At 46.0% G+C, this 10,982-nt stretch carries 8 protein-coding genes; 7 read left to right on the top strand and 1 reads right to left on the bottom strand.

Going from position 1 to position 10,982, the window contains the following annotated elements:
* Positions 1 to 2: 2 nt before the first annotated feature.
* Positions 3 to 1,031: a galactose-1-phosphate uridylyltransferase gene (locus tag MINF_RS08585; RefSeq protein ID WP_012464275.1), complete on the bottom strand. Its 1,029-nt coding sequence runs from the start codon at positions 1,029 to 1,031 to the stop codon at positions 3 to 5.
* A gap of 219 nt (positions 1,032 to 1,250) precedes the next feature.
* Between MINF_RS08585 and tgt the strand changes: the two genes are divergently transcribed.
* The 7 genes from tgt (at position 1,251) to MINF_RS08550 (ending at position 10,886) form a co-directional block, all read left to right on the top strand.
* Positions 1,251 to 2,387, top strand: a complete 1,137-nt coding sequence (tgt, locus tag MINF_RS08580; protein ID WP_012464274.1) for a tRNA guanosine(34) transglycosylase Tgt — start codon at positions 1,251 to 1,253, stop codon at positions 2,385 to 2,387.
* Between the two features lie 16 nt (positions 2,388 to 2,403).
* Positions 2,404 to 2,817, top strand: a complete 414-nt coding sequence (gene yajC, locus MINF_RS08575; RefSeq protein ID WP_012464273.1) for a preprotein translocase subunit YajC — start codon at positions 2,404 to 2,406, stop codon at positions 2,815 to 2,817.
* A gap of 85 nt (positions 2,818 to 2,902) precedes the next feature.
* Complete coding sequence (locus MINF_RS08570; protein ID WP_012464272.1) at positions 2,903 to 5,200, top strand: protein translocase subunit SecDF; 2,298 nt, start codon at positions 2,903 to 2,905, stop codon at positions 5,198 to 5,200.
* A gap of 27 nt (positions 5,201 to 5,227) precedes the next feature.
* Complete coding sequence (locus MINF_RS08565) at positions 5,228 to 5,962, top strand: menaquinone biosynthesis protein (protein WP_012464271.1); 735 nt, start codon at positions 5,228 to 5,230, stop codon at positions 5,960 to 5,962.
* The gene (gene mqnC / locus MINF_RS08560) at positions 5,959 to 7,068 is read left to right on the top strand and encodes a cyclic dehypoxanthinyl futalosine synthase (protein WP_048810303.1); all 1,110 of its coding nucleotides are present in this window, start codon (positions 5,959 to 5,961) and stop codon (positions 7,066 to 7,068) included. Before MINF_RS08565 ends, mqnC begins: the two co-directional genes overlap by 4 nt.
* Before the next feature lie 109 nt (positions 7,069 to 7,177).
* Positions 7,178 to 10,432, top strand: coding sequence for a carbamoyl-phosphate synthase large subunit (carB, locus tag MINF_RS08555; RefSeq protein ID WP_048810302.1), 3,255 nt, complete (start codon positions 7,178 to 7,180; stop codon positions 10,430 to 10,432).
* Positions 10,419 to 10,886: a DoxX family protein gene (locus tag MINF_RS08550; protein ID WP_012464267.1), complete on the top strand. Its 468-nt coding sequence runs from the start codon at positions 10,419 to 10,421 to the stop codon at positions 10,884 to 10,886. Before carB ends, MINF_RS08550 begins: the two co-directional genes overlap by 14 nt.
* The last annotated feature ends 96 nt before the right edge of the window (positions 10,887 to 10,982 follow it).

Raw genomic sequence — 10,982 nt, 5'->3', positions numbered from 1 at the left:
AACTATAATTTTCGTATTTGTCTAAGAAAATCGGCCGCTTCTTCCGGATAGACCGGGTTGATAAAAAATTCGCTTCCCAGTTCAAAACCGGCGAGGTATGAAATCCTGGGTAATATTTCGATATGCCACCTGAAATCCACTTCTACAGCGCTCATATAGTCTTGCCGTGAACTTCGGAGAGGTGCGGTTTGGAGCACCATGTTGTAATCGGGATCCTGTAATCCTTTTTTTAATCGTCGGAGCAGGCTTTGAAGGATGTCGCTCAAAAGCATGATCTGGTTATCGTCAAGGGTAGAAAAATCCAAGGATGAAAATTTGGGCATAATCCAACTTTCAAAGGGGAAACGGCTCGCCCATGGACAAAAAGCAGCAAAAAAAGAATTTTCCATGATCACCCTTTCCCCTGAACGCAATTCCTCGTGCAAAACGTCGGCAAAAAGGCCTCTTTCTTTTATATCGTAATGTTTTCGGGCTTGGATAATCATTTCTTTAACTTCCCTTGGAACCACGGGCAAGGCAATGAGTTGAGAATGGGGGTGCTTGAGGGTTGCCCCCGCCAATTGGCCCTTGTTTTTAAAAATGAGGATGTAGCGGAAACGGATATCTTGTTGCAAGTCGAGAATCCTCTGGCGGTAGGCTTGGAGTACGCCGGCAATGCCTTCAACGGTTTGATCTTCGAGTTCCACGGTTGGATTGGGATTTTCGATGATGACTTCATGGGCTCCTATCCCGGTCATCCGGTCGAAAAGGCCTATACCTTCAGCCTGGAGATCCCCTTCAATCCGCAGTGCGGGATACTTGTTTGGGACGACGCGTACAGACCAGCCCGGAGAGTCTGCCGAACCTCCTTTTGGTCTTAACGCAAAGACTTCATGAGGGGTAAGCTTTTCTTTTCCCCAAGAAAATACATCAAACGGTTCTTTCCCCTCTTCATGATCCCTAAAGGTGTATTCTATTGGTCTCTGTTTTCTTTCTGGAGAAAAAATTATCCACCGATTAGAGACAAATGGATCTTTACGCAGTTCAGGCATAAAATTAAATATCTTCTTATCATTTCTGTATGAATAGCCAACAAAGGTTGCTACCGGATTAATCCAATAGATTTTTTATGTACCTGTTGCTCGATTCAGTTCTTTTTTGTACCCAGAATTGGATTATGAGCAAGAATAAAAGTATAGCTTAAGATTCGGTCTTGCAAGGAAGGCTTTGCCCACCGGGAAGCATAGGGCGGTAGAAAGGCTGAGAAAAACATGAAATTTGAAGTGATTCAAAAATCAGGGGGATCGAGGGCTAGGTTAGGCAGGTTATTGACGCCGCATGGAGTTGTAGAAACTCCCTGTTTTATGCCCGTGGGAACATCCGCCACGGTGAAAGCCATTTTTCCCAAGGACCTTGAAGAAGAGGGCATAAAGTTGATTTTGGCTAATGCTTATCACCTTCTTTTTCGGCCGGGAATTTCCGTGATCAAAGAATTTGGAGGACTGCATCAGTTCATGGGGTGGAATGGGGCTATTCTTACCGACAGCGGGGGGTTCCAGGTTTTTAGTTTATCGCCTTTTTGCAAGATTTTTCCCGAGGGGGTGCGTTTTAAATCGCCTGTGGACGGCTCTTTCCTCATGCTGACACCTGAAAGTGCCATTCATGCCCAGATGGAACTCGGTTCGGACATCGTCATGAGCCTTGATCACTGTCCTCCTTGGCCATCCAAAGAAAAAGATCTTTTGGAGGCAACCCGCCGGACGATCCAATGGGCTAAAAGGGGAAAAGAAACTTGGATGCAGCAGCAAGAGAAACTGTTCTCTAAGCCCTCTGCTTCATATTCTCTATTTGGGATCATCCAGGGTGGGACGGATGAAAGATTGAGGTTATATTGTTCAGAGGAGCTCATGAAGATCGGTTTTGACGGCTATGCAATCGGGGGCTTAAGCGTCGGAGAACCCCATGAGGAAAGTTTAGCGGTCGTAAAAACGGTATCTTCTTTTTTGGATGAAAAAGCTCCAAAGTATGTCATGGGCATGGGACAACCTTGGCAGATCGTCCAGATGGTGGATTTAGGGATAGATCTTTTTGATTGTGTTTTACCCACCCGGTTGGCTCGGCATGGTTCAGCTTATGTCGAAGAGGGAATTATCCACATCAAAAATGCGCGTTTCAGAAAAGATGGATCCCCCTTGGATAGCCGTTGTTCTTGCTATGCTTGTCGAAAATTTAGTAGAGGCTATATCCATCATCTGTTAAAATCAAAAGAAATTCTTGGCATTATGCTTTTGTCAATGCATAACCTCTTATTTTACAATCGATTGATGAAAGAAATAAGATCATTTCTCGCCCATGGGCAATGGGTTGATTTTTTAGCTCGATGGAAAGATAAAAAGGTAACAAAATAGACGAGGAAAAAAAATTATGAAAACAGGAACTGAGTTTTGGTTTAGTATGGCTCCACCTCCTCCCCCTCAACCTCGCGGTCGAGGCGGGGTAGCTCAACAAGCTCCCGAAGGTCCTCCACCGATGACCTTTTTCATAACGACGATTCTTATTTTTGGAATCTTCTATTTCCTGCTCATTCGACCCCAGCAAAAACAGAAAAAAGAGCAGGAAAAGCTTATTGCAAGCCTCGAAACAGGCGACAGGGTCATCACTTCCGGGGGTATTCTGGGTGTAGTGACGAATGTCAAGGAGAAAACCGTGGTTATTCGCGTAGCTGAAAATGTCAAGATAGAGGTGCTTAAAAGCGCTTTGACCACGGTGACTAAGACCGTCAAGGAAGAGCCCAAAGAAACGAAAGATTCCAAAGAGGCTAAAGGGAAAAGTTCGTGAGAAAACACTTGCCGGAAGGCTTTGCAAGGACAACTGTTTAAGTAATAAGGGAGGGTGTCAAACTTAAAAGATCGTTAGGGATAAAATGTTATTTGTTTCCTTTTCTACAGCCCTTTTATTCCTTGTTACTCTCATCTGGTATTTTACCGCCTCCGATGATAGGACAAAAAGATGGGTGGGTTTGGCTTGCAGCTTTTTCATCCTCATCAATGCTGTTTTTTCCCTTTTTCCTCCTGCAGAGAAAATAAAGCTTGGATTGGATCTCAAGGGAGGAACGGCTTTCCTGCTGGAACTGCAAGGTGAACCCTCGGCCGGGGCGCTTGACCAGGCCATCGGGGTGATCCGCAAAAGAATAGATAAATTTGGGCTTTCTGAGCCGATCATACAACCGATGGGTAAAAGGCGCATCAGCGTCCAGATTCCCGGGTTATCCGAATCTGAAAAAGCGGCGGCAAAAGAACAGCTTTCCAAGGTAGCCAAGTTGGAATTCCGCCTTGTTCATCCCGATACGGATAAGCTGCTGGCGGCTATCCAGTCCGGCCAGGAAAAAATACCTTTAGGCTACGAGATTCTCCCCTTTTCCCAGGCTGAGTCAAAGGAAGGCAAGTCAGAGAGCTTGATTTTGGTCCGGAAAAGAGAAGAGATGGGCGGCAAGTATGTCCGGCGTGCTTTTCGAGGCTTTGATGAAGTAGGCCGGCCGACGGTGGTGATCGAATTTAATGAAGCCGGGGCCAAGCGATTTGGAGAAATCACATCGAACAATATCGGCAAAAGATTAGCCATCGTGTTGGATGGTGAAGTCAAGAGCGCCCCGGTCATTCAAACGGCCATTTTTAAAAATGCGGTTATTTCTGGAGGTAATATGACTCCAAAAGAGGCGGAGGATCTTGCCAGCGTTCTTGAAAATCCGCTGGAAACCCCTGTCAAGATCTTGGAGGAAAGGGGAGTCGATCCTTCCTTGGGGAAAGACTCGATCATCAGTGGAATTAATGCTGCTTTAGCGGCATTTGCCTCCGTTGTTCTCTTCATGGTTTTTTATTACAGGCTTGCCGGAATCGTCGCCGTGGTAGCCCTTCTTGTCAACCTGCTCCTGCTCTTGGGCTTGCTTGCCCAATTTCATTTTACCCTTACCCTCCCGGGTATAGCGGGCATTATTTTGACTATCGGGATGGCCGTCGATGCCAACGTTCTTATTTACGAACGGATTCGAGACGAACTCGAAGTAGGGGTAAATGTCAAAAATGCGATTTTTATCGGTTTTAACAAGGCCTTTAGCGCCATTTTCGATTCCAATGTGAGCTTGATCATTCCTTCGATCATCCTCATGGAACTGGGAAGTGGTCCTCTCCAGGGGTTTGCCGTGACCTTGGTTTTGGGCATCGTGGCTAATCTTTTTGCAGCCCTTGTGTTCAGCAGGAACTTGTTTGAATGGCTCTTGTCTTGGGGGATGCTGAGAAAGCTTTCCATGATGAAGTTTCTGCATAAGCCCAATTTTGACTTTATTAAATGGAGTTGGATAACCGTTCCCGCTGCCGCCATCCTTTTAGCAGTTGGGATCGCTACCTTTTTCCTGAGGAGCGGAGAACTTCTGGGAGTTGATTTTTCTGGTGGGGATTCCCTTACCGTTGCTTATAAGCAGGCTGTGCCCGTAGCCAAAGTCAGGCAAGCTTTGGAGGAAGAAAAAATACATCCTAGCCTGCTTCAGTATAGTAGGGAGGGCAACCAGCTCGTTTACCAAGTCCGTTATGGAGAGGGTGAGAAGAGTGTAAACGTTCTCAAGGAAAAGTTCCCTCAAGCCGGTTTTAGCCTTTCGAGAATGGATAGCGTGGGGCCGGTGGTTGGAGATGAATTGAAACATCGTGCCGGCTTGGCCCTATCTCTAGGTCTTTTAGCCATTCTTATTTACGTGTCTTTACGCTACGAGTGGTCTTTTGCGTTGGCTGCTGCACTGGGCCAACTGCATGACGTGTTGCTGGCCATCGGCATTATGGCCCTTTTGGGTAAAGAGTTTGACATGTATTTGATTGGAGCTTTCTTGACTATTCTCGGTTATTCCATTAACGAAAAAATCGTCATTTCCGACAGGATCCGTGAAACATTAAAGTTCAAGGGAGCAAATCTTTCCTTTAAGGAAATTATAAACGAGGGCATTAACAAAACCCTTGCCCGAACGATCATGACCGGGGGAACGGTCGTTTTGGCGACCATTTCTATGCTCATCTTGGGGGGCTTCGTTATTTCTGTTTTTGCCTTGGCCATCCTGATCGGCGTATTGGCAGGCATGTTTTCTTCCCACTTGATTACCCCAGCCTTGCTTTACTGGTTCCATGGGTTAGCTGAAAAGAAAAGAAAGAAAATATCCATCCCCACCCAAGCTGTTTAACCTCTCTTATTTTTTGATCCTGGCTTTATGATCAATGCTCGAATAGGTTGCGTTCCCTATCTTAACGCCAGGCCCTTGATCTATGGCATCGAAAAGCAGGTTATTTACGGCTCTCCGGTAGATCTATCCCTGATGCTTAAAAGGGGAGAACTCGATGTCGCCTTGTGTCCTGTTGGCGCTTCTCTCATCGAGAAATGGAGTTTTTTTATTGACGGGATGGGTATTGTTGCCGATGGAGATGTCTATAGCGTCATTTTGGTGCCTAAAAAGCCTCTTGAGCTCATTCGATCCGTAACCGTTGACCCGGAAAGTCGAAGTTCGGTATTGCTTCTGCGGGTTATCTTAGAGTGTTTCTATGGGAAAAAGATCCGGTTTGTTTCCTATGATGAACCCGCCGACGGTTTCCTTTTGATTGGAGATAAAGCCATCAACTACCGGAAAAGCCATCCCGAACACCCAGTGATCGATCTGGGTGGAGCTTGGAAAAAGTTGACGGGTCTGCCTTTTGTTTTTGCCCTTTGGACGTTTGGTCCGGTCGGAAAGTGGAGTAGAGAAGAGATAAAAGAGCTTTTAACAAAAACTAAAGAGAAGGGACTCTCTGCAAGAGAAAAAATAGCTGCAGACAGCCATCAACTTCATTATCTTACCCATTACATTCGCTATGAAGTGGGAGAAAAAGAAAAAATGGGCATTGAAGAATTTTTAAAAAATTTGATAAAAATAGAAATAATTGATCGATCCTTCCCTTTTTATTGGGTATGAATATAATCGGAAATACGAATTCAAAAAGCTTATTGGAATACGCCAGGAAAAAGATAGAAAATTTTGAAAGGTTTACCGTCGAAGAAGCCAGGGATCTTTATTTTCTTCCTTTAGCCGAACTGGGGCTGCTGGCCGATTTAAGGAGACAGAAGATCAAAGCTTCAGCTTATGGGGGAAAAGGAGCTGAAATCGTTACCTATATCATAGACAGAAATATTAATTATACCAATGTCTGTAATACCTATTGCAAATTTTGCGCATTTTACCGGACGGAAAGAGATCCCGACCATTACGTTCTTTCGGTCGAACAGATTGAAGAAAAAATCAGGGAACTGGATGCCCTTGGAGGCGTTCAAATCTTGCTCCAAGGTGGCCATCATCCCAAGCTTGGCATTGAATATTATCTCAACCTCCTGCATTCCATTCATGAAAAATTTCCCCACATTAATATCCATGGTTTTTCCCCACCCGAATTTCTCCACTTTTCCAAGCTTTTTGATCTTTCCGTCGAAGAGGTCATTAAGCGGTTTATGAAGGCGGGCTTAGGATCCATCCCGGGGGGAGGGGGAGAGATCCTCGTGGATAGCGTCAGGAAAAAAATCGCTCCCCTCAAATGTTCTTCTGCAGAATGGCTGGGAGTGATGAGAATTGCCCACCGGTTAGGTTTGAGATCGAGCGCAACAATGATGTTTGGGCATGTCGAACAGCTTGAAGATCGGCTGGAACACCTTGAAAAAATCAGGGATCTGCAGGAGGAAACGGGTGGATTTACCGCTTTTATATGTTGGACATTCCAACCCGATAATACGAAGCTTAAAGCCGAAAAAAAGGGTCCTTCGGAGTACTTGAGGATGCAGGCTTTATCACGGATATTTCTCGATAATATAGAAAACATCCAGTCTTCCTGGGTCACCCAGGGGGTGGAAGTGGGACAGGTTGCCCTCTATTACGGTGCGAATGATTTTGGAAGCGTGATGATGGAAGAAAATGTTGTTTCTGCGGCGGGAACCACTTACAGGACAACTGTTGAGGAAATTGAAGAAGCGATAAGTCGAAGTGGTTTTCAACCGAGAAGAAGAAATAATGGCTATCAACTTTTAAATTGAGTGAATTTTTCACTCAGCGGTTTGTATCTAACCTGGCAACGGGATCGACTTGTTCGTTCTTGTTTAATTGGACAAAAAGCCCTGGCTATACTCCCCGTGGAAAAAAACAATGGGTAAAAGAACAGATATAGAATCCATTTTGGTCATTGGCAGCGGCCCTATCGTGATTGGGCAAGCCGCGGAGTTTGATTATTCCGGTGTTCAAGCCTGCAAGGCTTTAAAAGAGGATGGCTACAGGGTCATCCTCATTAACAGTAACCCGGCGACGATCATGACGGACCCTGAGTTTTCAGACAAGACCTATATTGAGCCTATTACTGCGGATATTCTTGAAAAGATTATCAAAGAGGAAAAGCCCGATGCCCTGCTGCCCACTTTAGGAGGACAAACCGCTCTAAACATGGGGGTAGAGCTTGCCCAAAGGGGAATCTTGGATGCTTTGGGTATAGAAATGTTGGGGGCAAAAATAGAGGCCATTAAAAAAGCCGAAGACAGGCAGCTTTTCAAGGAAGAAATGATAAAAGTCGGCCTGGATATTCCGCGCTCGGGGATTGCCCGGAACATGGAAGAAGCTAGGGAGGTGGCTGCCCAAATCAATCAGTTTCCTCTCATTATCAGGCCCGCGTTTACCCTGGGGGGCCAGGGGGGAAGCATTGCCTACAACCGGGAAGAGTTTGAAGCAGGGGTGATTCGGGGGCTGGGTGTTTCACCTATTGGAGAGATTTTAATTGAGGAGGGCTTGTTGGGTTGGAAAGAATTTGAAATGGAGGTCATGAGGGATCGTAAAGATAGTTGCGTGGTGATCTGTTCGATCGAAAACATGGATCCAATGGGAGTCCATACGGGAGACAGCATCACCGTTGCTCCGGCCCAAACCCTTACCGATGAGGAGTATCAAAGGATGCGTGATTGGGCCTTTACGGTGATCAGGCAGATCGGGGTCGAGACCGGAGGGTCTAATATTCAATTTGCCGTGGATCCAAAAACCGGAAGAATGGTGGTGATTGAAATGAACCCGAGGGTTTCCCGTTCTTCAGCCTTAGCATCGAAAGCCACGGGATTCCCCATAGCTAAAATTGCTGCCAAATTGGCCGTTGGCTATACCCTGGATGAAATTGCAAATGATATTACCCGGAAAACCCTGGCTTGTTTTGAGCCCGCTATAGATTATGTCGTCGTTAAAATCCCTAGGTTTACTTTTGAAAAATTTCCGGAAGCCGATCCTACTCTTTCCTCCTCGATGAAGAGCGTTGGAGAGGTGATGGCTATAGGAAGAACGTTCAAGGAGTCCTTGCAGAAAGCCTTGCGGTCACTCGAAGTCGGCGCTCATGGGCTTTCGGGAGGAACCCATGGGCATGACCAAATTTTGCCCCTGGAACAGATTCGCCATTTTCTCCTTACTCCAAGGGCTGAACGAATTTTTTACATCCGTCATGCATTTCGTGCGGGGATGGATGTAGAAACGATAGCTTCGTTAAGTGGGATAGATCCTTGGTTTTTGAGCCAGATCGAAGAGCTTGTCCAGGAGGAAGCAATCTTGAAACAATCCAAGGATCCTGCCTTGTTAGTTGAAGCCAAGATGAACGGGTTTTCCGACAAGCAGCTTGCCCATTTTTGGAATCTTCCAGAAGAAGAAATAAGGGCTTTAAGGAAAAAGGAAAATTGCCTGCCCACTTATCGGCTGGTGGATACCTGTGCTGCCGAATTTGAAGCCTATACCCCATATTATTATTCTACCTATGAACCGGGCATAAGCGAACTCGAACCCAAGCAGGATGACCCAAAGATAATTATTTTGGGTGCCGGACCGAACAGGATAGGGCAAGGCATTGAATTTGATTATTGTTGTGTTCATGCCCTAATGGCTTTAAGGCAGCTTGGATATAAAACCATAATGATCAATTCTAATCCGGAGACGGTTTCCACCGATTACGACAGTTCCGACTTTCTCTTTTTCGAACCCTTGACAGCCGAAGACGTTATCCAGGTTTATGAAAAAACAAAAGCCCATGGATTGATCATCCAGTTTGGTGGTCAAACTCCCCTGAACTTGGCCATCCCCTTGAAAAAAGCTGGGGTGAGAATCTTGGGGACTTCGGTTGAATCCATTGAAACGGCCGAAGATAGGAGGCTTTTTTCCCAGCTGGTATCCAAGCTTGGGTTACGACAACCCCAGAGCTTAATCATCACCGGCGTTCAAGAATCGCTGTTAGCGGCAAAAAAAATCGGCTTTCCCCTGCTCTTGCGTCCTTCTTACGTCTTGGGAGGCAGGGCGATGCATATCGTTTATACCGAAAGCGATCTTGTTCGGTTTGTGGAAGAGGCGATCGAAGCTGCACCGGAGAAACCTATTTTAGTTGATCATTTCTTGGAAGATGCCATCGAGGTGGATATCGATTGCGTGAGTGACGGTGAGGATATCTTTATTGGAGCTATCCTGGAACATATTGAACTGGCGGGAGTCCATTCCGGGGATAGCGCTTGCGTCCTTCCCCCTTTTAGCCTTTCAGAAAATATCAAGGAAGAGATCCGCAGGACGGTTTTCCTGCTGGCCAGGGAGTTGAACGTCGTGGGATTGATGAACGTCCAATTCGCCGTCCAAAAGAACAATCTTTACGTCCTTGAAGTTAATCCTCGGGCTTCACGCACTGTGCCCTTTATAAGCAAATCTATAGGTGTTCCCCTGGCCAAGCTAGCTGCTCAAGTCATAATGGGTAAAAAGCTCAAGGAATTGGGATACGTGGGTAAAGAAATCGTCCCGGCTTATTACTGTGTCAAAGAAGCGGTATTCCCTTTTGATCGGTTCCCCGGGGTCGATATCCTCCTTGGACCGGAAATGAAATCAACCGGTGAAGTGATGGGAATAGATGATGACCTGGGGATAGCTTATGCCAAAACCCAGATTGCCTTGAATGCTCCGTTGCCCCTCAAGGGAAAAGTTTTCTTGAGCGTTCGTGACCAGGATAAAAAGGAGGGGGTGGAGATTGCAAGATCTCTTGTCGATCTGGGGTTTGAAATCGTTGCAACCGAGGGGACGGCGAGGGCTCTCAATGAAGCAGGGGTAAGATGTACGAAGCTTTATAAATTGTCTGAAGGCAGACCCAATGTTCTCGACATGATTAAAAACGGAGAAATTTCCCTTGTGATCAATACTCCTTCGGGTTCCTGGGCAAGAAAAGATGAAATTCGGATCAGAACGACTTCTCTTTACAGCAAGATACCTGTTATGACGACTATGGCCGCTGCCCGGGCAACCGTTGAAGCGATCAAGTCTCTCCAATCCAAGGAGATGCACGTAAAACCCTTGCAGCATTATCATGTTGAATTGAATTATTCGAGGAAAAAAACGGATGAAAAAAAATAGGAGAGCGTTTTCAACTTTGCTTGATCGCCTTTTTCAAACTTCTTCCACCTTTGCTTTTTTCCCCCTGAGGATGGTTTTGGGCCTCATCTTTTTTGCCCACGGTTCCCAGAAGCTTTTCGGATGGTTTGGGGGAAAAGGACTAGAAGCTACGGCAACCAGTTTTGCCGAAAAGTTCCACCTGGTGCCGGGCGTTCTCTGGGCAACCCTTGCAGGGTGGGGAGAATTGTTGGGAGCGGTTTTTCTTTTCCTGGGCTTGGCAACCCGTCTTGCAGCTTTAAATTTAATGATCATCATGACCGTTGCCATCCTCGTTGCGCATCGAAAAGCGTTTTTTGTCCACGAGGGAGGAATGGAATACGCACTTTGCCTATGGGCAGCGGCTTTTGCCCTGCTTGTTGGGGGTGGAGGATCTTTTTCTCTAGATAAGATGATGGTAGGCAAAAGGAATTTATAGACCCGGATTTTTTGAATAGAGGATTTAAGGCCAAGATCGCCGTGACAGGCAAATTTCCCTCCCTTTTTTTGAAACGCGTTTAAAAGCGGTATTTTT

Source organism: Methylacidiphilum infernorum V4, from assembly GCF_000019665.1.
Classification (GTDB): domain Bacteria; phylum Verrucomicrobiota; class Verrucomicrobiia; order Methylacidiphilales; family Methylacidiphilaceae; genus Methylacidiphilum; species Methylacidiphilum infernorum.
This window is presented reverse-complemented; position numbering and strand designations above follow the sequence as displayed.

Bases quoted from the DNA above. Each gene is read 5' to 3' on its own strand.
- MINF_RS08570 (WP_012464272.1), top strand. From the start codon at position 2,903: ATGTTATTTGTTTCCTTTTCTACAGCCCTTTTATTCCTTGTTACTCTC.
- MINF_RS08565 (WP_012464271.1), top strand. From the start codon at position 5,228: ATGATCAATGCTCGAATAGGTTGCGTTCCCTATCTTAACGCCAGGCCC.
- MINF_RS08550 (WP_012464267.1), top strand. From the start codon at position 10,419: ATGAAAAAAAATAGGAGAGCGTTTTCAACTTTGCTTGATCGCCTTTTT.
- mqnC (WP_048810303.1), top strand. From the start codon at position 5,959: ATGAATATAATCGGAAATACGAATTCAAAAAGCTTATTGGAATACGCC.
- MINF_RS08585 (WP_012464275.1), bottom strand. From the start codon at position 1,031: ATGCCTGAACTGCGTAAAGATCCATTTGTCTCTAATCGGTGGATAATT.
- yajC (WP_012464273.1), top strand. From the start codon at position 2,404: ATGAAAACAGGAACTGAGTTTTGGTTTAGTATGGCTCCACCTCCTCCC.
- carB (WP_048810302.1), top strand. From the start codon at position 7,178: ATGGGTAAAAGAACAGATATAGAATCCATTTTGGTCATTGGCAGCGGC.
- tgt (WP_012464274.1), top strand. From the start codon at position 1,251: ATGAAATTTGAAGTGATTCAAAAATCAGGGGGATCGAGGGCTAGGTTA.